This window comes from Bradyrhizobium sp. CB82, assembly GCF_029714405.1.
Lineage (GTDB): Bacteria > Pseudomonadota > Alphaproteobacteria > Rhizobiales > Xanthobacteraceae > Bradyrhizobium.
The window spans coordinates 663,163-687,051 of the sequence record NZ_CP121651.1 but is presented as its reverse complement, the minus strand read 5'-3'; the positions used below and the strand labels follow the sequence as shown (position 1 = coordinate 687,051).

Here is a 23,889-nt window from a genome sequence, read left to right as displayed (position 1 = left end):
CCGTGACCCTGAACGAACATTCGCAAGTTGGACCCGGCGCAAAAACCCCCTAAGCTTGCGCGCTGAGCGAAGGGCAACATGCATGAAGCGCCGCCAGTTTATAAGGCTTGCCGGGGGAGCGGCAATGGCGTGGCCGATGGTGGCGCGCGCGCAGCAATCGGCAAAGGTATGGCGGATCGGGTACCTGGGGTTTGGGCCCGCGTCCAGTTGGACGAGCGAAGTAGAAGCTCTACGGAGCGGCTTGCGCGATCTCGGCTATATCGAGGGTAGGAACCTTACGATTGAATTCCGGTGGGCAGAGCGGGCTGATCAAACGTTTGATCTCGCAACCCAGCTCGTTCAAATGAATGTCGATATTATCTTCGCGCCTGCCTCAACGCAGGTGGAGCCCGCCCGGCGTGCGACCAAAACGATCCCGATTGTCTTCGCTCAGCATGCCGACCCCGTCGGCCTGGGGGATGTGGCAAGCCTTTCGCGCCCCGGCGGGAATATCACCGGAATGTCGATGCTCCTTACCGAGATCTCCGTCAAAGAGCTGGAGATTTTGAGGGAAACGTTTCCCAACGCGGCTCAAATCGGTGTTCTCTGGAATCCCACGACACCTTCACACCCGACCGCCATACGCGCGGTTCAGTCCGTTAGCGAAAAGCTTCCAGTCAAATTGGTTTTGGCTCCAGCCGGAACTGTCTCGGAGATCCAGCAAGCATTCGCAACGATGTCGCGAGAAGGGGTCGGTGGCGTTCTCGTCTTATCGTCGCCACTTTACACCGCGCAGGCGGCGCTCCTGGCCGACCTTCAAATGAAGCATCGATTGCCCGGGATCTTCGCAAATAGAGCAAACGTAGACGCGGGCGGTCTTGTCAGTTATGGCGCGGATCTAAACGATCTCTATCGACGCGCCGCCTTCTATATTGACAAAATTTTCAAGGGAACTAACCCGGCTGACCTGCCAGTCGAGCAAGCGTCAAAGTACTTCATGGTTTTCAACCTAAAGACTGCGAAAGCTCTGGGCATCACGATTCCCCCGACCGTGCTCGCCCGCGCCAACGAGGTCATCGAATAGGCCACTTCCGGTTTTGGCCAAGCGGACTCATTTGCCACGATCCTCGACCGGCGCTTTTGTTCAGGGTTTCGGATGCCGGCCGCTTGAGAGACAGCGCCGCGCAAGATTTGCGCACGTCCGGCTGGTGAGACGAGCCCGTCATGAGATGCCGCTCAGGAGCGCATTGCGTCGATCGCATGAGCGATTAAAACCGCTACGCTCGCGGCGATGAGCAAGACGAAAATCCAAGTAGCGACTACGTCCATGCTCAGAGTGAATGCGCCGATCCATGCACAGTCAAAAACGATCGTGCCAGACCCCACAGTTTCAGCTCTGGCTGAGGATTCGCGGCAACAAATGCGCTCAGTATCGGCCCTATCGGCCGAATGCCGACAGGAGCAGCAGGCCGACAGCACACGCAGCCATAAGGAATAAGTAGAGGCCCACGAGTATCCTCCGACTCGCACATGGTCGGGGATTAAACGCCGATTTTCGGCTTTCAAACGTTAATTTGCCAGTTTTTCCCCAATGCAAATAAAGCCGTTGCATGAAAGGACGAGCTAAAGCGCTCATGCTGGCTGGCTTTGCCTGCAACGTTCTTCGGAATGCTGACCGTATTCGAGGTGGCGCAACCGCCAACGGCTGGCTGCGCTCGCCCGCAGGCTAAGGCGGTGAACGACAAGGCCCGCCAGCGTGAGCCGGCGGGCCTGGGCACTCCCGGCGCTCTGATCCGCAATCGAACCGGCAGCCGGGAGCTCGGGGCTGGAATGCAAGCCGTGCCACGGCCGCTCTTAAGTGGCAATGGGCGCTCCGGTAGTTGTACGGAATCCATTTTCGGAAAGGGGTGTTCTACTGTGAGAACACCGGAGGGATTTGAGTACCGATTTTTAGTTTGTCCGGGATGGCCGCAGTAGGGGCTGGAACCACTCTGCGGCCTTTCCCATTGAGCAGACGTTGCACCGCATATCCTGCTGCGCCGGCTCACGCTGGCGGGCCTTCCAAAGCGGTGCAAGAATCTGCCAGATGATCAACAGCACCACGATCACCATCATTAGGTAGATGGTCCTGCGGCCGATCCAGTTCATTCGAGAACCTCATATTCAAACGCCACCCCCTCGGGTCGTTCTCCTCGAACCACTTCTCGGCCGCGTCCTGATTGGCGAACACCTTGATGTGCTCTTTGTCGCCGACCGGCTTGCTGGTGTTGACGTAAACGAAGACGGTCATAGCTCACGTTCCATCGCGGGATGACTGCGGTTCTGCACTTTGACCCAGTGCTCGCACCGGCCGACCTTGTAGGCGCGCTCGCGGTGCTTGGAGACCAGACCCTCAGCCCCATGCGGCAGGCGGCCTCGAATAGCTCGGGCCCGATCTCGCCCTGCTCGAACGGCGCCACGAAGATGCCTTCCGGCCAGCCGCGCAGGAGCTGCGCCAGGCCCAAGCCGATACCATGAAAAAGAACAAAAAGAAGAAGAAGAAATGAGTTTCACCGTCAAAGGCATGTGCAAGCACGGCGAACTGGCGCACCGCAGGAAAACCGCCGAAGCGGCCCTCACGAAAGCCAGGGAGCTTGCCAAGATAGGCTGCTACGACGTCCATATTGCGGATTGAACGAACCCGCTACGCGGGAGTGGGGGCAAGCCTGGTGAACAGAGGTGTCCTGTCTGAGAGGATGTTGGTCTTCGCACCACCCCTCTCAAGACAGGAGACCCAGATGGCTACGATGAGCCCTCTTCGGCAGCGCATGATCGAGGACATGACGGTCCGCAATCTGTCGCCGTCGACTCAACAATCCTATATCTATGCGATCGCAAAGTTTAGCCGCCATTTCGGCTATGCCCCGGACCGGTTGAGTTTCGAGCAGGTCCGCGCCTACCAACTGCATCTCATCGGCCAAAAGCGCTCGTGGTCCCACATCAATCAGGTGGCCTGCGCGCTTCGGTTCTTCTATGGCGTCACACTCGGGCAGACGGAGGCATTTGAGCGGATCATCGGTGGCCAGAAGCCGGACAAGCTCCCGCTCGTGCTTAGTGCCGAAGAGATCGAGCGCTTCCTGGACGCGGTTACAGGGGTGCGCAATCCCGTCGTGCTGGCGACGGCTTATGCGGCTGGCTTACGGGTTAGTGAAGTCGTCCGCCTGAAGGTGAGCTCGATCGACAGCAACCGAATGTTGATCCACATCGAGAACGGCAAGGGCGGCAGAGATCGTTACGCGATGCTTTCTCCGCGACTGCTGGAGATTCTGCGTACGTACTGGATGCGAGCCCGACCGGGGCTGTGGCTATTTCCAGGCCAAAACCCCAGTGAACATGTCAGCGTCCGCTGCGTCCAGGCGGCCTGCCGCGCCGCCCGCCGCCGCGCTCGGCTTGCCAAGCCGATTACTGTCCATACGCTCCGGCACTCGTTTGCGACCCATCTCCTGGAAAGCGGGATCGACATTCGCATCATTCAAGTTCTGCTCGGACATGCCGACCTGGGATCGACCGCGCGCTACGCTCAGGTCGCGACCAATCTGCTCGCCCGCACGACCAGCCCATTCGATGAACTCTCCGTCAGGGTGATCCCACCCGACTGAGCTGCCCATATGCGCCCCGTGCTCGAGGTGGCGGACATCCTCCGCCGCCACGGCGGCGCGTTCCGTGCCGCGCAGGGTCCTCGGCTGTCCTCCGATCAGCGCCGTGTGATGGCGGCCATCGAGGCGTGTCGCACAGCGACGCTCGGCGGCCACGTCGAACGGTGCGACGACTGCGGCCTGGTCCGCGTCGCCTATAACAGCTGTCTTATGGGCAAATCCATTAATGGGGAGCAGGCGACCAGCTCAGCAGCCAGTCTAGCGGCATTCGCGGGTTTCTGAGCTGATCAATCGCCCGATTGCTCTCCATTACAAAGAAGCCACCGAGACAGCTGCGTTGCGAGATTACCCGTTGGGGTACGCTTAATGTTCGGAAGGCTGTTTGCAGATCGAACGCCGGAACAACGTAAATCTGCAGCTGAGATTGGTCCAAGTCGTCGCCACCTTTGTTGCCAATGCACTGGAGCAGAGACCGTTTGGTCTCCGGACAAGCTGAGCGCCTTGCTCAAGCGCAGTTCGTAATGGAGAGTGAAAGCCTCTAAAATCCACGTTCAACCCGGTGTGCTCATCCGTCTACTCCCCATTACGGAATTTGCCCATAAGGCAGGTAATGGGCGTCGCCCATTACCTGTCGCGATCGGCACTGTCCAAAGTGCCAAGCGCTCGCGCGCGCCCAATGGCTCGCCGAGCGCCAGGCCGACCTGCTGCCGGTCCCCTATTTCCATGTCGTCTTCACCGTGCCGGCGCCGGTTGCCGCCATCGCGCTGCAGAACAAGGCGGTGGTCTACGACATCCTGCTCAAGGCAGCAGCCGAGACGATCCGTCTCATTAGCGCCGACCCGAAGCATCTCGGTGCCGAGACCGGGATGATCGCCATTCTCCACACCTGGGGCCAGACCCTGACTCATCATCCGCATGCCCATTGCCTCGTGCCAGGCGGCGGGATCGCCCCCGATGGAAGCTGGGTTCATTGTCGCCCCGGCTTCTTCCTTCCCGTTCGCGTCCTGTCACGATTGTATCGTCGGCTATTCCTGGAGCGCCTGCAGGCGGCGTTCGATGGCACCAAGCTCCAGTTCTTCGGCCATCTCGCACACCTCGTCGAGCCCGCGGCATTCGCCCGCCATCTAAACGCCCTCCGCAAGGTCGAGTGGGTCGTCTACGCCAAGCATCCCTTCGGCGGACCAGAACAGGTTCTGGCCTATCTCGGGCGCTACACCCATCGCGTTGCGATCGCCAACGGCCGGCTCCTTACCTGTGACCAGGGCCACGTCCGCTTCCGGTGGAAGGATTATCGCGCTGGCAACAAATCCAAAGTGATGACACTCGACACTGAGGAGTTCCTTCGTCGCTTTCTGCTCCACATATTGCCGAAGGGGTTCCGCCGCATCCGTCATTTTGGTTTCCTGGCGAACGCCTGCCGCGCCACCAAACTCGCGCGCATCCGAGCGGCGCTTGACGCGCCGCAGCCACCTCCGCCTGCCGAAGCTGTCAACTATCGTGAGCGCTGCGCCATCCTCCTTGGTCACCGCCTCGACTTGTGCCCCATCTGCGGAGGCCGCATGGTCGAGATTGGACCTCTGCCGCGTGCGCCAGCGCAGCGACGCGCAGCACCTCGCTGCGATACATCATGACCGACGACCTCGACTTGTCCGCTCCCAATGCACGCGCTGCCCTGCCGACGTTCTCCGTCGGAAGGATCAAGCACGCTCACAACGTCCGCCGAACGGGCGATGATCAGCCGCCTGGGCTTGACGCGCCGTTCGACGCTATCGACGGCGGCAACCCTTGCTGCCAACATCAGCCGCAATCTGCGGCCACACTCGCTCGCGGGCCCGACATCGGGTCAATCGCGCCTACCGGCACCTAGATCGAGCCCCCATAGGTCCGAGCTCACAAGACGCGACTTCGTTCAATCCAGCTTCAAATAGGTCCCGCGCTGGACTTGCGGCGAGATCTGCGATGCGGGACCTATTTGAACCCTCCAGTATTCCGAGATGATCTCGCCCACCATTCCGATTTGATGTCGCCCGGGGCGTGAGGCGTTCTGGCAGTCTGGTTTCTGGCATTGTGAAGGTTTTGTGAAGGTTCAAAACGGTCACCGACCGCGCTGAGCCGGACGGGTTACTGTCATCCCGCGACAGGCGTACGAGCGCCTTCGACCCTCACGCCCTGAAGCCTTTCGGCGCCGGCTATCGGGATCGATGGGCTGGCGTATAGTCGATGAAGGCTCCGCAATCGATGCAGCGACCGCCCGTCACACTTTCGTTTTCAGCAGAGAAAGCAGTTTCGCGATCAAAGCGGCGGTCAACAGCGTGGCATGGCCGTCGGGCGCAATAGCATAAATGATCGCGCGACGCGTGAAGGCAGCGGGATCGTTCTCGAGTTCGCGCGCGGCTTGCATCGCCGCGAGAACGGTGGACCGCTTCTTGATGCGGTACTGACCGCGCCCGAGGAAGATCGATGCGGTGAAGTGATCCGCGCTGCGGATCGCCGCGACCGCCCGGGTCTCGATCTCGTCAAACGTCACGGCTGACCCCGAGCGATACCGCCGCGACCGCGAGTGAGATGTATTAGGCGAGCAGTTGCGCTGCTCGGCAACGAACTGCCACATCCAGGCGACGCATGAAGGTGATTGCTGCCGACGATGCCGATCATCACTGATGCCGAAATTGCCGAGATTCGGCGCAAGGCTGCCGAGTTGCCGCGTGGGTACCACCACGATCCGCGTGGTGTTTATGATCTTTCTGGGATCCGGACGCTCGCCGAGCTGATCGGCTACCTGGCGCGAGAAGGGCTGGGACGAGGTCGTGACCTGCTTCGACTGCCTCCACGACATGGGCGACCCGGCCGGCGCCAGCCCACATCCGGCAATCCCTCAAGCAAGACGGCACCTGGATGATCGTCGAGCCAATGGCAGGCGACAGTCTCGAGCAGAACCTCAACCCGGTTGGACGACTGTATTATGCCGGCTCGACCATGATCTGCGTGCCGACCTCGCTATCTCAGGAGGTCGGTGCCGGACTCGGCGCACAAGCTGGCGAAGCGAAACTTCGCGAAGTGATCACGTCGGGCGGGTTCAAGACTGTGCGGCGCGCGGCCGAGACACCATTCAACATGATCCTGGAGGCAAGACTCTAGCGCATGATCTTCTCACCGATGCAAGTTCCTCATGAGAAGAGGAAGAGGTCCGCTACGCTGAACTTATCATAAATCCCCGACATCTGGCATCAGACATGACTGGTTGGAGTGCAGCTTCACCCGGGAATAGTGGGAGTCGGCGACCGGTGGGCGGCCATAGGCCTGTTCGATCATGAGGGACGAGAGCGCGCCATAGGCCGCAGTCCATGCCTCGGCAGCCTCAGCCGTCCAGGCATCGCCCAGCCCCTTCTCCAGAGTCCACAGCAGCGCAGCGCCAACGACGGGGTAATGCTCGGGCTTGGCGCCATATGCGATATGGCGTTTGGCTAGCGCGCTTGCCACCGGCAACACCGATTGAAGGTTGGCCAACCCGTTCACCGCGAAGGCCAGCGTCGCGATTAGCTTTCGTCGCTGCCCAGACATGTCTGCCGGAAACATCGTTTTTACCTGGGGGGCGAGTTCGAACAGCCGATCATAAAACATGATCGCAGCCTGATCGGCGATCGGCGCGACCTTGGCGAAGCTCTCCTGCACGAGCGTGATCTGTTCGGATGTCATCTGCTTGTCGCTGGCCATCATAGTTGCTCCGCGTTGAGTTTTGCGCTCGAACGGATCGCCGCTCAGATTCCTAGGAGCGATTTCCGATATCGTTGGTTCGTGATCGACCATCTACGAGAAAAAAGCGCCGGAATTCGCATCGCGAACCCCGGCGCAAATTCACGCGGTCTTTGCGCCGTCATCGAGCCTGCAACTCACTGGCAAGCCGTTTGACAGCATGTCGAACACCGGCGAATAGGCCTGCGCCATTTCGATCAGGTCCTGCTTTCCTGCGTCGTCGCAATCGGCGTCGATGTCGAACAAGACGCGGATGTCCTTAAAACCGCGGCGGACATCCTTGGAAAGACCGAGAAAGCCCTGCAGGTCGATGTCACCTTCGAGCCGCGTGGCGATGCCCTTCACCGCAATGCCGCGCGCCGCCGCGTGATAGACCAGAGCGCCGGTTAAGCAACTGGCGAGCGCGTGCAGCACGTACTCGCCCGCATTCGGCCCGCGGTCCTGGGAAAGCAGCACTTCCGGCTCGTCGCTGACGAGGAAAAACGGTTGCTTGTGCCGCATTTCCTGACCGACGCCGTAAAAGTCGTCGATGCGCGAGTGGTTTTCCCCGCCGGCAACCCACTGGTTGGAAAGTCTGAATTGGAAGTTGGCGAGAGAAGCATCGGCCTTGATCGCTTCGATGGTGGCGGACAATCTTTCGGTATCAATGCCGTTCACGGTGGTGCTCTGGGGTACCTTTGGGTCCGCTGCAGGCTTTGCTGCCGCGGGCGGATGACATTCAATCTCTGTAGTCATGATGGATCTCCTCAAACTCTCCGAGTTGCACACATCGCCGAAGGGCGATCTAGGCCGCACGGCGCGTACGACCTTCGTGTGATACCTAAGTCATTCACGCCCACCGCTGAATGATTGCGCTGCCGAATTTCTTGCTCGCGCATCCAGAGTTGCTATCATTCTTGTTTGATCGCGGCTTTAGTCGCCAAAGGCCTGGTCGCGGGCGGCCCAAATGTCGGAGGTCATGTCCATGAGCTCGGACGCATTGTCCGATATCCTCTCCGCCGTGCGCTTATCCGGGTCGGTCTTTTTCGACGTGACCGCCAAATCGCCATGGGTTGCGGAAGCGCCGCCCGGAGCGCAGATCGCTAACGAGGTAACGCCCGGCGCCCAGCACGCAATCGAATATCATGTCGTCACCCACGGTTCGTGCTGGATATCACTCATCGGCGATGAGGGGTTCGAGCCGGTCAAATTGGAGAAAGGGGACATAGCTGTCATACCGCATGGTGACGCGCATGTGATATCAAGTGCACCGGGCATGCGCGCCAAACCGAACCTGGACATGCACCGCCGGCCTGAGGATAGCAATGCGTTGCCTTTTGCACTTCGAACCGGTGGCGAGGGTGCCAGCGATACCCACATTATCTGCGGGTTCTTCAGTTGCGACGTGCGCCCTTTCAATCCGCTGCTCGACTCACTGCCGCGATTCATGCGGCTGCGGCGTGACGCCTTACAAGCGTCACAAAGCTTGCTCGACCAGTTCATCCTTTTCGCCACCTCGGAGACAGTCAACAAACGCGCCGGAAGCCAAAGCGTGCTCAACCGCCTGTCCGAACTGATGTTCGTCGAGGTGATCCGGTTGCATATGGATCAGCTTGCGAACAACAGCACCGGTTGGCTCGCGGGATTGCGTGATCCTCTGGTTGGTCGCGCGCTGACGCTATTGCACGCGCGCCCCGCACATGCCTGGTCTCTGGAGGAGCTTGCAGCTCAAGTCGCCGCCTCGCGCTCAACGCTTGTCGATCGATTCTCTAATTTGGTGGGCTGTCCGCCAATTCAGTATTTGACCCAATGGCGGATGCAGATTGCAGCCAAACGCCTAGCGGATCCCGGTGTCAAAATTGCCGCCATCGCTCATGAAATCGGCTACGAGTCCGAAGCTGCATTCAGCCGAGCATTCAAAAAATTTGTCGGCCGCTCTCCGAGCCAGTGGCGATCAGAGTCTTAGAAGGGCTGTGAACTGACGCCGCATTGAGCCCGCTCGTACCAAGTACTTCGTCGTCGTACGGAGCCTAGAGCTTTAAAACGGAGGACCAGAAACAGCGGGCTTAAAGCGCCGCGGCCCAATGTCCGAGAATGGGATGGACCGGCCGTGCTCCCGCCCAACCAGCGAGCATGCTTGTGGGGCAGTCAGGAGAAGGAGCCACGCCATGCCGCGCAAGTTTGACACCGCAGTCGTTACCATTGGTATCGATCCGCGCAAGAACATACTGCACCTAGTTGGCCTCGATGCCCGAGGAGAAATTGTGCTGCGCGAGAAGGTAGCGCGCGCCAAAATTGTGTCGCGGCTGGCGAATATGCCGCCATGCTTGATCGGGATAGAGGCAGGCATGGGAACGCACTATGTGACCCGCGATCTGCTCGCCCTCGACCACGACGTGAGGCAAGTGCCACCGGTCTACGCCAAGTCTTTCCGGCAGACCCACAAGAATGATTTTCGAGATGCGCATGCGGTCGCTGAAGCCGTGCAACGCCCCACGACGCGGTGCCTACCGCCAAAAACCGATGAGCAGCTCGATCTGCAGCGTTGCATCGCGTGCGCTATCGTCTGGTGGGACAACGAACCGCGATCATCAATCAGATGCGCTGTTTTCTCCTAGAGCACGGCATCACGGTGGCTTGCAGCCACCAAATGTCCTACTTTGCCACGTGATGGTTCCTGAGCCATGCCGATCTCTAGGTTGCCGCAAAACATGCCGGTGGGACCGGAAGAAACCTGCCGCATGACCATGGCTTATGAAAAAACCTTGCGTCCTGTGGGCATTGTCGACAGCAACGACCCAATAGCTGAGATGATCGCCAAGAAGATAATCGAGATCGCGCAAACCGGCGTGCAAGACCCGGTGCAGATTTCCGAGCTGGCGATAAGGGAACTAGGAGTACGGTAGCCCTGTCCGGCGAGCGCTTCGCGCTAAGAAGAGATCCAGGGGCGGCGCGGAGTAAAGCGGATGGCATTCAGCAAATACGAGTTCAGGGTCGAGCTGTGGCGCCTGATCGAGAAGCACCTGGACAAGGCCGACAGGGTCGAGACCTACTGCGTGATCGATGGGGAGCTGGAGGCGGCGGCGGCTCGCCTGAACCGAAGGGCTGACAAAATCCCCGACGAGGACTTCGATAACCTCGATCCCATGGATCTCCCATGAGCCGGCGGGCGAGTGTAGCGAGTTCGCGCTGATCTATATGCGCCGAGCGCTTCGCGCTACCAAGTAAGAAAATGCCGGAGGTGCCGATGGAGATTAGATTTTCGGTATGATACGATAACTTCACCCAATTGGAGTTCGCCTAGGGTTTAGTTCAGAAACACTACTAGGGAGGACTCGTTATGGCTTATCATCTCAAGGGTGATCTTCTCGAGGTCTGCGACTGCAAGACCCTCTGCCCCTGTTGGATCGGCGAGGATCCCGACAACGGCACCTGCCAGAGCGCCTTGGCCTATCGCATTGAGTCAGGTCAGATTGAAGGCGTCGATGTCTCGGGGCTCAACTTCGGTGTCGCCGTATTTATCCCGGGCAACGTGCTGAAAGGCGGCTGGCGTGCTATCCGCTATGTCGACGATCGCGCTACGTCCGCGCAGGAGCAGGCCCTGCTCAAGGTATTCCGCGGCCAGCTCGGTGGCCCGCTGGCTGACCTCGCCGGGCTGGTCGGAGAAGAGGTCGCAGCGAGGCGTGCGCCGATCAGCTTCACCGTCGAGAAGGGCAAAGGGACGCTGCGTATCGGCGATGGTATTGCCGCCGACATGGAGCCGTACCACGGCCCGACCGGCGAGCCGACGCGGCTCGTGGAGAGCATCTTTTCGACCATCCCCGGCTCGCCGGCTTATGTCGCGAAGGCATCTCGCTTCCACATGGAACAGCCGGAGATCGGCGTGAGGCTCGACCTCGCCGGCCACAACGCCATCCAGGGTCTGTTCGAGCTGCAAGGCTGAGCGTTGCGGGCGTTGCCTACAGCGGGGCGCCGTTTGGGCATTTCACCCTACGATGTTGTATTCCTGCCCATTCTAGGCGGGCTGATTGTGGTCGCTTGGGTGACGTTAGCCATCTGGAGTGCCTCGCCTTACGGCCGCTATGTCAGCCACGATTGGACGAGTTTGGGCCTTGCTGCATATGTGTGTGCGGCATTGCCGGCAGGCGAGATCCTCTTGCCGGCGTTCCTGTACGTGTTTGGCTGGGTCCTGATGTCGGCGGCGATGATGCTGCCGACCACCGTACCCCTGCTGCGCGTCTTTGGTAGGCTCGTCGGTAAGCGCGGCGATGCAGGCCGCCTGCTAGCCGTCGTGGTTGGCGGCTATCTCTTCGCGTGGCTCGGTTTCGGCATCGCCGCCCATCTAATCGGGGTCGCCCTCGTCGCGCTCGTGCAGCGTTCGCTCTGGCTCAGCTTCAACGGCTGGGCGATCGGGATGGCACTCCTCCTCGTCGCGGGCCTATTCCAGTTCTCTCGCCTCAAATATCTTTGCCTAGAGGCGTGCGGCGCACCCTTGGGGTTTGTGCTGGCTCGCTGGCGCGGCCGTCGTCCAGCTCTCGAGGCCTTCCTCCTCGGCATTGCCCACGGCGCTTTCTGTGTCGGTTGCTGCTGGGCGCTGATGCTGCTCTTGTTCGCCATGGGAACTGGCAGTGTCGGCTGGATGGTGGCGTTAGGTGGGACGATGGCGATCGAAAAGAACACTTCATGGGGCCGACGGTTGGCGCGACCACTTGGCATCATGCTCTTTGCATGCGCTGGCGCCGTTGCCGCGTTCAATCTGCCGGCTTGACCTACCAGGCTCGAACGTTGAAATCCCGATCGAGCGCTCGTCGTTGTACCGGCCGGAGTGCAGCCAGTCAAACTGCGAGATGCCGCGGACATCGAGCACACAGATCTCGCCGTCGATGATGAACTGGCTCTGGCGCATCTTCCGCGCCGCCTCGACAATCATCGGGTAGCGCCAGGTCCAGTCGAGTCCAGCCTTCGAGATCACCTTCACATCCTTGCCATCGCGGACCACGCGCCCGCGGTAGCCGTCCGGCGATCTCTCGGCATTAAGGAACGCACAATTACAGCTTCGAAAAGTCGCTTGGATCGCTCGCTTGCTAGTCCTATCCCGACGAATTTCTGGGATGCCCCGCCGCTACGCCACACGCTGCGATCGGCTGGAAGCGGAGAGCAACTGCATTACTGATCTGGAGCAAACCGCTTTGCTGAATAAAAAGCCTTGCGCCTGATCAACGCCGTGTCTCAGTGTCGCCGAGGCCTGAGCTTCCGTTTCGACGCCCTCTGCCGTAGTGGACAGATTAAGGCCGCCGCAGAGGCCGATGATTGCTCGCATGAAGATTTCGCTCTCGCTGGTCATGCCAAGCTCTTGAACAAATCGTTTATCGATCTTGAGTTTGTCAAACCGCAATTCATACAGATGAGAGAGGCTCGAGTATCCGGTACCGAAATCGTCGATAACTATACGAACCCCCGAGTTGCGCAAAGTCTCTATCGCGTGTCGCGTAGCATCGATGTCCGTCACTATCGCGTTCTCGGTAATTTCCGCTTCGAGGCGATGCGCTGGCAGGCCAGTGTTGCTCAAAATTGTCAGCACTTTATCCGCAAAACACCTGTCACTGAGTTGAGACGGCGAAAAATTGAACGACAGCGTAATGTCGTCGGGCCAAGTCAAAGCGTCGCGGCAGGCTTCGCCAAAAAGCTGTCTCCACAATATTTCCATCTGTCCCAGCTCCTCCGCAACCGGGATGAATTTATCCGGCGGGATGAAGCCAGTCACCGGATGGCGCCACCTAGCCAAGGCCTCAAAGCCGACGATCTGCCTTGATTTCAAATCAACGATCGGCTGGTAATACGGTTGAATTTCACGCCTTCCGATTGCTGTCACCAGGTCCAATTCCAAAAGAGATCGTTCGCGAACATGTGCGTCCATCATCGGATCAAAGAAGCAGTATTCAGTTCGATTTTTTCTGGCGCGAGACAGTGCAACATGCGCACATCTGAGAAGCTCATCGACAGTGACTTGCCCCCGGCCAGCTTGAGCTATGCCGACATTTGCGCCAAGGCTGAGATGCTCGATCCCGATTTGAACGGGCTCCTTCACATCCTCAACGAGTGACGATGCTATTTTGCTGGCGACTTCTGGATCTACGTGTGACAAGGATAGAGCAAATTCGTCATCGCCAATTCGCGCAAGTAAACTGTCGGAGTCAATCCGATCTTGCAACCGCCTCGTCACCTGCAAGAGCGTAGCGTCGCATCCAAGGTGGCCATACACGTCATGAAGCCTCTTGAATTGATTAAGGCCCAATAACAGTACCGTCATTCTGCTGTTGGGGCGCCTCAACCTGGCGCTTGCCTCGACTTCAAATTTCGCTCGGTTTGGCAACTGGGTCAACGGGTCACGCATCGAAACGTCATGGGCGTGCTGCTCAGCTGCGACGCGTCGGATCCGTTCGTTCCTTTGGTCTATGATGCGACGGATGCTGAATACGACCAACGCAATCCCGACAAAGTACAAGAATAGCGGCTGCTCCTGCTGCGCGCCGAGGATCGAGAACCCGACCCAGTCCATCATGGCCAAGTGGTACGAAATGACGGATATGGAAAAAATCACCAAAGCGTCGATGATTTCGCGCGGCGCGATTTTCAATAGCTTGGAACCAAGAAAATGCTTGTGACTCAAGGCACCCTCCACATAAGTACCGCAGCCAATATGACGCACGTGAGCAAACCGTGATAAACAATCATTTCAATAGGTTTAAACACGCTACGAAAAGTCCGAATGAGGACCGACCAAAGCTCACCTAAGTTACCTATCTGTCTCTTGGTAAGCCGATCCTTAAAGTCCCATTCCACGCTCTCTAGGGCGGTCCCTGCGGAACCGCTTCGGCTCTTTGGCGTAATGTATTTCGGGCGGGCAGGAGATCGCGGCGGTGCCGAGTGAAGACTATCTCATCAGGCAAGTGGCCATGCTTCTCAAGTTTGCGAGGCAGACCAGCAACCCCGGCGTCGCCGCCGTGCTCATCGGCAAGGCTGCCGATCTTACTGAGAAGGTGGAGCAGTTGCCGTCGCTCCAGACGGACATGAGCCCCAGTCCCCCAGACGTCCTGCGATAAGCCATGGCGCGTTGCTTTAACCTTGAAGGTGGGCAAAATACCCGGCATCTATTCGAGACCGAGCTGGATGCTTTCCGTGCGGCTGAAAGATTCGCGAGGGAGTTGGGCAGCAGGCGGCCCCTCTTGCGGGGCAATACCTGCGTGGTAGTCACCCGCAATGACCGGAGCGAAGTCTACTACGTCGGCGTGTGAGGGCAACCACCGGTCGCTTTCGTTACAGAATCCTTCACGATGACTCCGGAAAGACGCGCGACTTTCGAGGACAGGGTTCATCGTATTTATCAGAGTTTGAGCTTAGTGAAGCTTCCCCGCGTAGGAGATCCAGTTGTCTTCCCGCAGCGAAAACGATCAAGCAATTTTCCTTGGCATTATGCCCACCCTCATATGGGGCTTTGAGAGTCAAGTGTCTTGGATAGGTCTGGGTTGGGTTTTGATAGTGACAGGGCGGCGCGCGGAGCCATGCGTAGCGCAGCGCGACGAGCGAGCTCCGGGCGAGGATTGGCTTGCGACGATTGCAGCAACTCACTGCATCACCTCATATCCGGTCGGATCGTCTGATCCGTACCCACATTCCGCATGCTTGCGGCGAGGAAGCCATGAGGATGAGACCCATCTACAAAACGGTTTGGTTTGCCCCTGGGTGGCCCGGTCATCATCCATCCTCAGTGACCGCAGCGAAACTGCGGCGCGCCTGATTGCGAGGTTTGGTTCTTAAGCCTTCATCGCGGCCTGCTCAGGGACGAGCCCGGTGTTGAGATAACGCCACAGCGCCACGATCAGTTTGCGCGCCAGCGCAACGATGGCGATGCGTTGGCTCGTCCGCCGGCGTTGGCCGTGCGGGTACGAAACCATTGGCTGAGCGCACTGTCCGGTTGATGGCGCAGCCAGAGCCAGGCAAGCTCGATCGCCTTCAGCCGGGCGCGGCGATTGCCCGCTATGCTGATACCCTGCTCGCGGTCGATGCCGCCGCTCTTCCAGGGGCTGGGCGCCAATCCACAATAGCTCGCGACCTCGCGGCGGTTGCGGAAGTCCTTATAGAATAGCTCGTTCATCAGTGTCGAACTGAAGGCAGGGCCAAGCGCCTTGATCCGCTGCAACAGCTTGCACCGATCGTCCATCGAAGCCGTGGCAGGCGGATTGGCAACCTGGGCCTGCTCGAGTGCCGCGAGCTGTTCCCGTACCAGCATCAGACGCGCATGCTCGCGCTTGACCTCAGCGAGAAGATGCGGTGGTAGCGGCTGGCCCTGCCAATCGCGCTGTTGCTCCAGCCAGGCAGCCAGTTCCGCCGTCGCAGGCTGCCGCCGTCATTCCCAGCAGGCGCAGCAGCGCCTTGATCCGATTGGTATGGGCCGTCTGCTCCTCGATCAGCCGATCGCGTTCGCGGCTGGCCTGCCGGGCATCTTCCTGTTCCGCGCTCGGGACGCGCACGACCCGGACCACCCGCGGCTCGCCGCGCAAATAGGCCATCAAGGTGCGTATCAGGAGTTCGCCGTCGATCCGGTCGGTCTTCGCTCGCCGGCTCCGCTGTTCGACCGCAATGCTCGCCGCATCGAATACGAGGTTCGTGAGCCCCGCCGCAAGCAGCAACCGATGCAGCCAGAAGCCGTCATAGCCGGCCTCAAAACAGCTCACCACCCGCGGCACCGATCCGAGCTTCTCGGCCGCCCTGGCGCGGACCTTCCCGATCAGCGCATGGCAGAAGCGCCCATGCCTTCAGCCTTGAGTGCCTTCACCTTCGCACCGCCAAGCTCGTCCCGAAAGGCGTTATCTGCCACACCTCTGCGCTGGCGTTTCACGGACTAACCGATACGATTCCGCTGCCCGGTCAAGCGGAAAGGTCGCCGTGACTGCCGGCGTCTCAGGGCCGCCGTACAACGCGAGCGACTCAGTCTGATTGGGGGCGTTGACTGCAGGCAGCGACAGCATGTTGATGCAGAGACTGACGCAAGATTTCAGCGAGGGACATAAACCGTCACCTTCCCGATGCGGCTCGCGCGCCGCACGTCCCTAGTCCCAGGGCGGCGTGCCGCGAAACGCCTCGGCCAGAAAATCCACCATCACGCGCACCTTGGCGCTGAGGTGGCGGCGGCTGGGATAGACCGCCAGCACGTCGGTTTCAGGCATGCGGTAGCCGGTCAACAGGGGCACCAGCCGTTTCCGCCGCAAATCCTCGCCGATCAGGAAGGTCGGCTGCCGCACAATGCCAAGTCCGGCCAGCGCCGCTGCGCGGGCAGTATCACCATTGTTGGTGCACATGATGTGGCGCACCGCGACGGAATGCTCCTTGCCTGCACTGTCCAGCAACCGCCACTCGTCAACGGAGTCCGAATAGACATAGGCAATGCAGGCATGTTCGTTGAGGTCTTCAGGGCTCTGCGGCACGCCGTGGCGCGCGACGTAGTCGGGAGACGCGCAGATCAGGTGGCGCGTGGTCGCGAGCTTGCGACCGACAAGGGCCGGCGATCCGCCGCGCGAGATGCGGACGGCCAGATCATAGCCCTCCTCGACGAGATCGACGACCCGGTCGACCAGGCTGACATCCAGCTCGATATCCGGATAGCGCGCGCAAAAGCGCGGCCAGAGCGGCGCCAGATGGCGAATGCCGAAACTCAACGGCGCGTTGACCCGTAGCCGTCCGCGCGGCTGCATCGTGGCGGTGGACGCGATTGACTCGGCTTCGGCCACGTCCTCGAGGATGGCGAGTGCCCGGTCGTGCAACATCTTTCCGGTCTCGGTCAGCGACAGCCGCCGCGACGTGCGGTGGAGCAGGCGGGCGCCGAGCATCTCCTCCAGTTCGTTGACGTACCGGGTGACATTCGCCGGCGAGGTGTCGAGCTTGTCCGCGGCGCGGCTGAAGCTGCCTTGGCCCACGACAGCGACGAAAACCTCGAAAGCTCGCAACCGGTCCATGTCTCGCCTCACATCATTCATAAAAACTGAATGATGTAACCAGTTTCTGTGTCTTCCTTCAACTCCATGTTGGGTTTACCTACACTCATCAGGCCGCGATTTCCGCAGCCGCAAACGGGAGAAACGGACATGACACAGCAGCAAACAGGGCGCCTTCAGAACAAGGTCGCCATCGTCACCGGCGCCAGCTCCGGCATTGGCCGCGCGACCGCCAAGCTCTTCGCCGCCGAAGGTGCCAAGGTCGTCGTCGGCGCACGGCGTGAATCCGAACTTGCGAGCCTCGTGGACGAAATCAAGGCGAGCGGCGGTGCGGCCGTGGCGCTCGCCGGGGACGTGCGCTCCGAAGCCTATGCCCGGGCCCTCGTCGCGCTGGCCGTCAAGACCTTCGGCAGGCTCGACATCGCGTTCAACAATGCCGGCACGCTCGGCGAAGGTGGGCCCTCGACCGGCGTTTCCGAGGCGGGCTGGAACGATGCCATCGCCATCAACCTGACCGGCTCGTTCCTCGGTGCCAAGCACCAGATCGCCGAGATGGTCAAGCATGGCGGCGGATCGGTGATCTTCACCTCTACCTTTGTCGGCCACACGTCCTCATTTCCCGGCGTCGCCGCCTATGCCGCAAGCAAGTCGGGCCTGATCGGACTGACGCAGACGCTGGCCGCCGAGTTCGGCCCGCAGAATGTCAGGGTCAACGCGATCTTGCCGGGCGCGGTGGATACCGACATGTATCGCGAGATGAACGACACCCCGGACAAGACGGCCTTTATCACCAATCTTCACGCCCTCAAGCGCGTGGGACGGCCGGAGGAAGTCGCGCGTTCGGTCCTGTACCTGGCATCCGACGATTCCGCTTTCGTCACGGGTACCGCGTCGCTGATCGATGGCGGCCTTTCCATCACCCGTACCTGAGCGCGCCGCGGTTGCACAAGGAACGAGGAGGCTGATATGGGACTGCTGGTCGACGGCCAATGGCGCGATGCCTGGTACGATACCGCCTCGACGCGTGGCCGCTTTGTGCGCAAGGATGCGGCCTTCCGCAACTGGATCACGGCCGACGGCAGCGCCGGCCCGAGCGGGGTGGGCGGCTTCAAGGCGCAAGCCGGCCGCTACCATCTCTACGTCAGCCTCGCCTGTCCCTGGGCACACCGCACGCTGATCATGCGCGCGCTGAAAGGCCTCGAGACCATGGTCTCGGTCTCCGTGGTGCACTGGTTGATGCTCGAGAACGGCTGGACCTTCGCGGACGGCCCCGGCGTCGTCCCGGATACCGTCTACCGCGCGCGGTTCCTGCATCAGATCTACAGTGCGGCCGATCCGCATTACAGCGGCCGCGTGACCGTTCCCGTCCTTTGGGACAAGCACGCGCGCGCGATCGTCAACAACGAATCGTCCGAGATCATCCGCATGTTGAACGTGGCCTTCAACGCGATCGGCGCGAAGCCCGACGACTATTACTCGCAAGCGCTGCGCGCCGATATCGACGCGGTCAACGCCCGCATCTATGACACGCTGAACAACGGCGTCTACAAGGCCGGCTTCGCGACGACCCAGGAAGCGTATGAGGAAGCCGTCGTCCCGCTGTTCGATACGCTCGACTGGCTCGAGCAACGGCTTGCCGACCGCAGGTTTCTGTTCGGCGACAGCCTGACCGAAGCCGACATCCGCCTGTTCACGACGCTGATCCGCTTCGACGCGGTCTATGTCGGGCATTTCAAGTGCAACATCCGCCGCATTGCCGATTATCCCAACCTGTCGGCCTATACGCGCGACATCTACCAATGGCCCGGCATCGCCGCGACCGTGAATTTCGAGCATATCCGGCGGCACTATTACGAGAGTCACCGCTCGATCAATCCGACGGGAGTCGTACCCGTCGGGCCTCTGCTTGACTTCACCGCGCCGCACGGGCGCGGGCACCTGGCTGCCGCTATGACACTGCCATCGCAGCACCGGCAGTCATCCCGGACCGCGGTTTGATTGAATCATCCATCAGCGGCTTTCCCTGGAGATACCTCGGCATGACCAATCGTGTTCGGACAATCTTCGCTGCCTTGCTTGCGATCGCCGCGTTGAGCGGCACCGCTGGAGCCCAGACGCCGTCGGCGCCCGCTGGCCCGATCCCGTCGGCCGCCCTAACGCCGCTCGGCATCGGTCTTGAGGGCATCAACTATCCCTATCCGGTGCAATATCTTGATCTCACACTCGAGGGCCAGTCGGTGCGGATGGCCTATATGGACGTGCCGCCGGCCGCGGCAGCGAACGGCAAGACCGTCGTGCTGCTGCACGGCAAGAGCTTTTCCGGCGACTATTGGGCACATACGATCGCGACACTGACCGGCCAGGGCTACCGGGCCATCGCGCCGGACCAGATCGGTTTCGGCAAATCGTCGAAGCCCGACATCCGCTATCACTTCGATATTCTGGCGCGCAACACCAAGGCGCTGCTCGACGGCCTCGGGATCACCAGGGCAGCGATCGTTGGCCATTCCTTCGGCGGCATGCTCGCCGTCTATTTCGCCCGCAACTATCCGGAGACCACGCAGGTGCTGGCGCTGGAGAACCCGATCGGCCTCGAAGATTATCGCAGCGCCATCCCGCCGCAGCAGATCGAGACACTGATCAAGACCGAGATGTCGCAGACGCCCGAGAGCTTCCGCGCCTTCATGGCAGCGTTCTTCGTCGGCTGGCCGCCGGTCGCACAGCACTACACCGAGATCTTCTCGCGGGTGCTGCAAAGTCCTGAATACCCGCGTTGGGCGCGCGCGTCGGCGCTGACCTACGACATGATCTACAACGAGCCGATCCGCCACGAATACCGGCTGTTGAAGATGCCGGTGCTGCTCGTGATCGGCCAAAACGATCGCAGCGTGTTCTTCCGCCGCTATGCCGCGCCCGAGGCGATCAAGCCCCTCGGCAACTGGCCGGCGCTTGGCCGCGACGCCCTGAAGGATCTTCCCGACGGCAAGCTGGTCGAAATCAATGACGCCGGCCACGTCCCGCATGCCGAGAAGCCGGACGAATTTGATGCGGCTCTCTTAGCGTTTCTGAAGGCCAACCTACCTTAGCCGCGCCGGTATGCGCCCTCCAGACAGTGGCAAGCTCCAGACAGGGCATCGTCGAGCTGCTTGAAGCGGTTTTCAATGCAGCACCGAGAACGCCCGACGAGCGTCAGGCCCGCCGTCGCGCCCGCAGCATCCATCGTCTCCTCTCTGAGACTGCTGCGGCCAAGGTCCGACGCTCCATCGTGGAGCGCACAGACGAACCATTCCGAGAGACGCTAGCTCGGGCCGAGGCGGACGAACTTGCCAGCGCCGCAACGGCAAAAGCAATCGATAATCTCATCATGGCAATTCTCCATAGGTGAGATACTTCGGTAAACAGCGGAGCTGTACTTCGCTATTCGCTGTTCTGTCTCTCCTCGACCTCGGCGTGGCCGCAATCCAAGGAAATCCCGGTTCTGATCGACCGCAACGATCAACCTGCGTGGCTGCTGCGGGCATCAGTCAGCGGTGCGCTGCACTTCCGCGCTGCGCCATGCCATCGACAGATCGCTTAGCTGCCGTTACGCACATTGCCGAAAGTAACCACTACCACCCGCCGTAATAGGCATCGGCCTGATCAAATCGATGACTTTGCGAGTGGTTCGGGCTCAAAGGGGCCTAGCGCTTCGCGCGACATCGGGCCGCCTGATCGATAGCCAGCCGATGCAGCCACCGAGTCCCGCACAAATCGATGCTGTCCACATCACGGTTCGAAGCGCGCCATCGAATGCGGCCAATCCGCCCTCGCTGCTGCCGGGATGTCCGGCCATCACTGCATTCAGCGCGTCGCTCGTCTGCGTGGGGGTGATTCCGGATAAGTGGTTTGAAAAACTTGCGGACAAGACCGCGCCGAGAGCGGCCACCGCCAGCAGGCCGGCGATGCGGGCAACCGCGTTGTTGACGCCCGACGCAATGCCCGCGTGCTCGTCGCCGGCGGAGGTCATCACTGTCGACGTCAAGGGCGGAACGGTCACTGTCATGCCGAGGGCAAGGATGCAAATCGCCGGAAACGCACCGGCCCAATAAGATCGCGCGAGATCGACCAAACCGAGCAGCGCAAGCCCACGGGCGGCGATGATCGGCCCATCGTCAGGGAGAGCCTTGGGCTGAAGCGATCGGCGAGGCCCCCCGCGAGCGAGGCGCTTGAACCCATGATCAACGCGAACGGCAGCAGCGCGGCGCCCGCTTGCGTTGCGGAATAACCGCCCAGCCGGATCAGACCGAATGGAAGAAAGTACAGAGCGCCGCTCAGCGCAAAGTAGAGCAGCAGCGTCAGTGCGTTCGTTCCGCTGAACTCCCGCGACATGTACAATGACAGGGGCATCATCGCGCCGGCTCTGGCGCGCGCTTCGATCGCGACGAAAACGAAAAAGAGCGCGGTTCCGCCGCCCAGCGCCCACAACACATAAACGTCGCGAAATCCAAACTTAGGAATCGCGCCGAACCCCCAAGTAATCGAAGCAAGGCTGACGGCGATCGCAGTGGCGCCCCTCAAGTCGAGTGCTCTGGCTTGCGGGTCACGGCTCTCGCAGGCAAAGGCGGTCGGAAGACCGGCTGCCACGACGGCCAGCGGGACGTTCAGCAAAAAGATCACGCGCCATGACACATGGTCGACCAGCCAGCCGCCGAGAACCGGGCCAGCCGCGGATGTCAGCGCGCCAAAGCCCACCCACAGGCCAATCGCCTTGCTGCGCTCTTGCTCGTCGAAGGTCGCTCCCAACATCGCAAGGCTCGCTGGTGTAAGGACCGCGGCTCCGATGCCCTGCACCGCTCGGCAGACAATCAGCAAGGTGATGTTTGGTGCCAGTCCGCATCCGATCGAGGAGATAGTGAACAGTGCGACGCCGATAAGGAAAATCCGTCGGTGTCCATATAGATCGGCAGCAGCACCCCCCACCAGCACCAGGGCGCCCAGCAGCAACAGATAAGCGTTGACGATCCATTGGGTCATCACCCCATCGGCACGCAGCGCCTGCTGGATTGCGGGCAGCGCGATGTTCACGGAGCCGTCGATGAACGCCATGCTCGACCCGAGAATTGTCGCCGCCAGCGTCCGCTGCTTGCGCCGCTGCGACAGCCCGGTGGGAAAAGTCGGCGTCGAGCGGATGACGCCTGCGTGGCATGGTGGCCTGGTCGCACCGAGCATGCGCTCTCCTCCCACACGATTGATGCGCCGTCCGCGAGACAAAAAACGGGTGGAGCAGAGTGGAACAGAGTACGAGTACGATGAGAAAGCTTTAATTAACCCCCGGGGCGATGGTTGGTTGAGTCGCTCGCGGTTTGCATGAAACGCCATTTGAGCACGTTCGTACTCGGACATCGCGACCTTGGCGTCCGCTTCCCTGAAGGCCTTTTGAGCCTCGCGCTGAGCTGAGGTGGGCCTCTTTAACTAGTGGGTGTAAGTCATTTCTCCTCTTTCGTTCCGACGCGTGCGGCAAGATGGCGAGAAGCATATCCAGACTGTCAAGTGGGCGAACGATGCGCAGTCTGGTCGAGGTGAATGGGAAACGGAGATAGGGGACGATGTGCCCGATCTCGTCACGGCCGACGGCACGCCGTTCGAGAAATTCGCCCTCAAAAAGCTGCGCCGCAAGATGAAGCCGATCTTCAAGACGTCCGTCCATCGCATCACACTGCCTGTCCGCACCAAACGAAGCGAGACCGAGCACCTCCGCTACCCTGCCAAGCGCTCACGCCACCAACCCTCTCTCTTTATTAGCGGAGATCGCGACTTCGTGCGGACCATGTTCGGGGACAGGCTTCATCTGCTGAGAGCGGACTGGCGAAAATTCACTTGAATGCGTTCGTACAAGGCATCAGAAGCCAACCCCACCAAGCCGCCGCATATCGCGCAAAGCCGACAGAACTTGTCCCGCTAATGATCACGTGTGGCCTTTCTACTCTCGAAAAGGAGCTGCCGAACGCAAAGGGATATCGCTGCGACGTGTCCGATCCTGCGCAGATCGACGCGGTGGCATCCGCCGTCGAGCGCGACCTCGGCAATCCCGGCGTTGTCACCCACAACGGCGTTGGTGGAGCATTCGGCACATTCCGCGAGATCGATCCGGACATTCTCAACCGCAACTTCCAGGTCAACACGATGGGGCTCCTGTACCTCGCGCGGCGCTTTGCCCCGGCGATGGTCAATGCCGGCAAGGGCGCCATCGTCGCCACCGGCAATACGTCGGCGTTGCGGGGCAAGGCTGGCTTCGCGGGCTTCGCGCCAACCAAGGCCGCGCAACGGATCCTGGCTGAAGCGATGGCCCGCGACCTGGGGCCGCAAGGCGTGCACGTCGCCTATGTCGTGGTCGACGCCTTGATCGACCTGGAGTGGACGAGGAAGCGCTGGCCAGAGCGGCCAGACGACTTCTTCATCAAGCCGCGCCCGATCGCGGACGAGATCTGGCACGTCGTTCGCCAGGATCGCAGCGCGTGGTCATTCAACGTCGAGTTGCGGCCATTTGGAGAAAACTGGTAGCCGCAGTGCAA

The 23,889-nt window shown here is 60.6% G+C and carries 25 protein-coding genes and 5 pseudogenes; 20 read left to right on the top strand and 10 right to left on the bottom strand.

The genetic code is table 11. The features are described 5' to 3' along the window. Positions 1-82: 82 nt before the first annotated feature. Complete coding sequence (locus QA640_RS47200) at positions 83-1,063, top strand: ABC transporter substrate-binding protein (RefSeq protein WP_283043349.1); 981 nt, start codon at positions 83-85, stop codon at positions 1,061-1,063. A 960-nt stretch (positions 1,064-2,023) separates the two neighbouring features. Here the strand turns inward: QA640_RS47200 and QA640_RS47195 are convergent. Next, positions 2,024-2,269 (bottom strand): hypothetical protein, encoded by a 246-nt coding sequence (locus QA640_RS47195; protein WP_283043348.1) that lies wholly within the window; start codon positions 2,267-2,269, stop codon positions 2,024-2,026. Positions 2,270-2,521: 252 nt separating this feature from the next. On the opposite strand from QA640_RS47195, the gene QA640_RS47190 reads away from it, so the two are divergent. The 4 genes and pseudogenes from QA640_RS47190 to QA640_RS47175 form a co-directional block, all read left to right on the top strand. Then, a complete protein-coding gene (locus QA640_RS47190) occupies positions 2,522-2,653 on the top strand; it encodes a hypothetical protein (RefSeq protein WP_283043347.1) in 132 nt (43 codons plus the stop codon). 103 nt (positions 2,654-2,756) lie between these two features. After that, positions 2,757-3,617 (top strand): site-specific integrase, encoded by an 861-nt coding sequence (locus tag QA640_RS47185; RefSeq protein WP_283043346.1) that lies wholly within the window; start codon positions 2,757-2,759, stop codon positions 3,615-3,617. A 9-nt stretch (positions 3,618-3,626) separates the two neighbouring features. Then, a pseudogene (locus QA640_RS47180) lies at positions 3,627-3,821 on the top strand (transposase zinc-binding domain-containing protein); the annotation flags it as partial. Positions 3,822-4,240: 419 nt separating this feature from the next. Beyond that, positions 4,241-5,245 (top strand): annotated as a pseudogene (locus tag QA640_RS47175) (IS91 family transposase); the annotation flags it as partial. A gap of 623 nt (positions 5,246-5,868) precedes the next feature. Here the strand turns inward: QA640_RS47175 and QA640_RS47170 are convergent. Next, entirely contained in the window at positions 5,869-6,450 is a 582-nt protein-coding gene (locus QA640_RS47170) for a hypothetical protein (RefSeq protein ID WP_283043344.1), read from the bottom strand. Between QA640_RS47170 and QA640_RS47165 the strand changes: the two are divergent. Next, positions 6,416-6,752, top strand: a pseudogene (locus QA640_RS47165) (SAM-dependent methyltransferase); the annotation flags it as partial. The gene QA640_RS47170 and the pseudogene QA640_RS47165 sit on opposite strands and share 35 nt — an antisense overlap. Positions 6,753-6,905: 153 nt before the next feature. On the opposite strand, the pseudogene QA640_RS47160 reads toward QA640_RS47165, so the two are convergent. Both QA640_RS47160 and QA640_RS47155 read right to left on the bottom strand, forming a co-directional pair. Continuing rightward, positions 6,906-7,310, bottom strand: a pseudogene (locus tag QA640_RS47160) (globin family protein); the annotation flags it as partial. Positions 7,311-7,469: 159 nt separating this feature from the next. Beyond that, on the bottom strand, positions 7,470-8,000 hold the full coding sequence (locus QA640_RS47155) for an OsmC family protein (RefSeq protein ID WP_283043343.1): 531 nt from the start codon (positions 7,998-8,000) through the stop codon (positions 7,470-7,472). A gap of 331 nt (positions 8,001-8,331) precedes the next feature. Here QA640_RS47155 and QA640_RS47150 point away from each other — a divergent pair, with 331 nt between their 5' ends. The 6 genes from QA640_RS47150 (at position 8,332) to QA640_RS47125 (ending at position 12,114) form a co-directional block, all read left to right on the top strand. Continuing rightward, on the top strand, positions 8,332-9,312 hold the full coding sequence (locus tag QA640_RS47150) for an AraC family transcriptional regulator (protein ID WP_283043342.1): 981 nt from the start codon (positions 8,332-8,334) through the stop codon (positions 9,310-9,312). A 202-nt stretch (positions 9,313-9,514) separates the two neighbouring features. After that, entirely contained in the window at positions 9,515-9,964 is a 450-nt protein-coding gene (locus QA640_RS47145; protein WP_283043340.1) for a transposase, read from the top strand. A 123-nt stretch (positions 9,965-10,087) separates the two neighbouring features. Beyond that, positions 10,088-10,252 (top strand): hypothetical protein, encoded by a 165-nt coding sequence (locus QA640_RS47140; RefSeq protein ID WP_283043338.1) that lies wholly within the window; start codon positions 10,088-10,090, stop codon positions 10,250-10,252. A gap of 60 nt (positions 10,253-10,312) precedes the next feature. Then, positions 10,313-10,507 carry a hypothetical protein gene (locus tag QA640_RS47135; protein WP_283043336.1) on the top strand — a complete coding sequence of 65 codons (195 nt, stop codon included), beginning with the start codon at positions 10,313-10,315 and terminating at the stop codon, positions 10,505-10,507. A gap of 179 nt (positions 10,508-10,686) precedes the next feature. Beyond that, positions 10,687-11,289: a DUF1326 domain-containing protein gene (locus QA640_RS47130; RefSeq protein ID WP_283043335.1), complete on the top strand. Its 603-nt coding sequence runs from the start codon at positions 10,687-10,689 to the stop codon at positions 11,287-11,289. 99 nt (positions 11,290-11,388) lie between these two features. Beyond that, complete coding sequence (locus QA640_RS47125; protein ID WP_283043334.1) at positions 11,389-12,114, top strand: DUF2182 domain-containing protein; 726 nt, start codon at positions 11,389-11,391, stop codon at positions 12,112-12,114. A 354-nt stretch (positions 12,115-12,468) separates the two neighbouring features. Here the strand turns inward: QA640_RS47125 and QA640_RS47120 are convergent, their stop codons facing one another. Then, the gene (locus QA640_RS47120) at positions 12,469-14,016 is read right to left on the bottom strand and encodes a bifunctional diguanylate cyclase/phosphodiesterase (protein WP_283043333.1); all 1,548 of its coding nucleotides are present in this window, start codon (positions 14,014-14,016) and stop codon (positions 12,469-12,471) included. Positions 14,017-14,302: 286 nt separating this feature from the next. On the opposite strand from QA640_RS47120, the gene QA640_RS47115 reads away from it, so the two are divergent. After that, positions 14,303-14,449, top strand: a complete 147-nt coding sequence (locus QA640_RS47115) for a hypothetical protein (protein WP_283043332.1) — start codon at positions 14,303-14,305, stop codon at positions 14,447-14,449. Between the two features lie 776 nt (positions 14,450-15,225). Here QA640_RS47115 and QA640_RS47110 read toward each other — a convergent pair. Continuing rightward, on the bottom strand, positions 15,226-15,636 hold the full coding sequence (locus QA640_RS47110) for a transposase (RefSeq protein WP_283043331.1): 411 nt from the start codon (positions 15,634-15,636) through the stop codon (positions 15,226-15,228). A 25-nt stretch (positions 15,637-15,661) separates the two neighbouring features. Beyond that, the gene (locus QA640_RS47105; RefSeq protein ID WP_283043329.1) at positions 15,662-16,084 is read right to left on the bottom strand and encodes a transposase; all 423 of its coding nucleotides are present in this window, start codon (positions 16,082-16,084) and stop codon (positions 15,662-15,664) included. A gap of 107 nt (positions 16,085-16,191) precedes the next feature. Between QA640_RS47105 and QA640_RS48585 the strand changes: the two are divergent. Then, positions 16,192-16,266 (top strand): annotated as a pseudogene (locus QA640_RS48585) (transcriptional regulator); the annotation flags it as partial. 190 nt (positions 16,267-16,456) lie between these two features. On the opposite strand, the gene QA640_RS47100 reads toward QA640_RS48585, so the two are convergent. Further along, positions 16,457-17,359, bottom strand: a complete 903-nt coding sequence (locus tag QA640_RS47100; protein ID WP_283043328.1) for a LysR family transcriptional regulator — start codon at positions 17,357-17,359, stop codon at positions 16,457-16,459. Positions 17,360-17,488: 129 nt separating this feature from the next. Between QA640_RS47100 and QA640_RS47095 the strand changes: the two genes are divergently transcribed. From QA640_RS47095 to QA640_RS47085, 3 genes are read left to right on the top strand one after another with little or no spacing between them, the layout of a single operon-like run. Next, positions 17,489-18,268 (top strand): SDR family oxidoreductase, encoded by a 780-nt coding sequence (locus QA640_RS47095; protein ID WP_283043327.1) that lies wholly within the window; start codon positions 17,489-17,491, stop codon positions 18,266-18,268. Positions 18,269-18,304: 36 nt separating this feature from the next. After that, positions 18,305-19,336, top strand: a complete 1,032-nt coding sequence (locus QA640_RS47090; RefSeq protein WP_283043326.1) for a glutathione S-transferase family protein — start codon at positions 18,305-18,307, stop codon at positions 19,334-19,336. Between the two features lie 41 nt (positions 19,337-19,377). After that, the gene (locus tag QA640_RS47085; protein ID WP_283043325.1) at positions 19,378-20,424 is read left to right on the top strand and encodes an alpha/beta hydrolase; all 1,047 of its coding nucleotides are present in this window, start codon (positions 19,378-19,380) and stop codon (positions 20,422-20,424) included. A gap of 584 nt (positions 20,425-21,008) precedes the next feature. Here the strand turns inward: QA640_RS47085 and QA640_RS47080 are convergent. Next, positions 21,009-21,344, bottom strand: a complete 336-nt coding sequence (locus QA640_RS47080; protein ID WP_283043324.1) for a hypothetical protein — start codon at positions 21,342-21,344, stop codon at positions 21,009-21,011. Positions 21,345-21,376: 32 nt separating this feature from the next. Next, positions 21,377-22,423, bottom strand: coding sequence for an MFS transporter (locus QA640_RS47075; protein WP_283043323.1), 1,047 nt, complete (start codon positions 22,421-22,423; stop codon positions 21,377-21,379). On the opposite strand from QA640_RS47075, the gene QA640_RS47070 reads away from it, so the two are divergent. From QA640_RS47070 to QA640_RS47060, 3 genes are all read left to right on the top strand, one after another. Beyond that, entirely contained in the window at positions 22,413-22,688 is a 276-nt protein-coding gene (locus tag QA640_RS47070; protein ID WP_283043321.1) for a hypothetical protein, read from the top strand. The two genes, QA640_RS47075 and QA640_RS47070, sit on opposite strands and share 11 nt — an antisense overlap. A gap of 237 nt (positions 22,689-22,925) precedes the next feature. Next, the gene (locus QA640_RS47065) at positions 22,926-23,198 is read left to right on the top strand and encodes a hypothetical protein (protein ID WP_283043320.1); all 273 of its coding nucleotides are present in this window, start codon (positions 22,926-22,928) and stop codon (positions 23,196-23,198) included. 146 nt (positions 23,199-23,344) lie between these two features. Next, complete coding sequence (locus tag QA640_RS47060; RefSeq protein ID WP_283043319.1) at positions 23,345-23,878, top strand: SDR family NAD(P)-dependent oxidoreductase; 534 nt, start codon at positions 23,345-23,347, stop codon at positions 23,876-23,878. The last annotated feature ends 11 nt before the right edge of the window (positions 23,879-23,889 follow it).